At 59.9% G+C, this 237-nt stretch carries 1 protein-coding gene; it reads left to right on the forward strand.

From position 1 onward, the window contains the following. Positions 1 to 237 (forward strand): SAM-dependent methyltransferase (locus ACFZPT_RS27035; protein WP_379559181.1); only part of this gene is annotated, 237 nt, incomplete at both ends.

The following is a 237-nucleotide window of genomic DNA, read 5'->3' on the forward strand; positions in this document are numbered from 1 at the left end:
AGAGCTCGCGCATTGAAAGTGATGCGCGACGTAAAATTGATCGCGGCGGACGATCCTCGGCACACCCAGCGCCAGAAGCAGCAATTTGGCATCAGAACTCCTCTGGCCGCCTGTCACGAACACAACGAGCGCGAAGAGGGCAGCCGTATTATCGTGCGCCTGCTGGCTGGCGACGATGTGGCGTTGATCTCAGAAGCCGGCACGCCGCTGATCTCCGACCCAGGCTATCACCTAGTC

The sequence above is a fragment of the Pseudomonas sp. MD330_10 genome (genome assembly GCF_042610415.1).
GTDB classification, from domain to species: Bacteria; Pseudomonadota; Gammaproteobacteria; order Pseudomonadales; family Pseudomonadaceae; genus Aquipseudomonas; species Aquipseudomonas rhodesiae.